This is a genomic window from Paraburkholderia sp. SIMBA_053 (genome assembly GCF_046534895.1).
GTDB lineage: Bacteria > Pseudomonadota > Gammaproteobacteria > Burkholderiales > Burkholderiaceae > Paraburkholderia > Paraburkholderia caledonica.
On record NZ_JAWRXU010001425.1, the window covers coordinates 1 to 245 of the forward strand.

Annotated in this window: 1 protein-coding gene; it reads left to right on the forward strand. The window is 75.1% G+C overall.

The genetic code is table 11. The features are described from left to right. Nucleotides 1–192: hypothetical protein (locus SB753_RS40310; RefSeq protein ID WP_410805578.1), on the forward strand; the 192-nt coding region annotated here is incomplete at its 5' end. Nucleotides 193–245 lie beyond the last annotated feature (53 nt).

Genomic DNA, 245 nt, shown 5'->3' on the forward strand with positions numbered 1-245 from the left:
CTGCCCGGCGCCGTGCTGGAAGTGAGCGCGGCCGCCAGCCAATGGCAATGGTGCCTGCGCCGCGAGGCCTGGCGGGTCTGCGACGACGACTGGCAACCGCGCACCCGGCAGCGCATCGAGCAGGCGCTGCGTCAGCTGCGCGCCACCCGCGCGCTGCAGCGGCCCGTCCACGACCCCTCCGCCACTGCCTGATCGCGCGCCCCGCGCAGGTTGGCAGGACGGACGGCGGCGTTCTATGTTGCCGG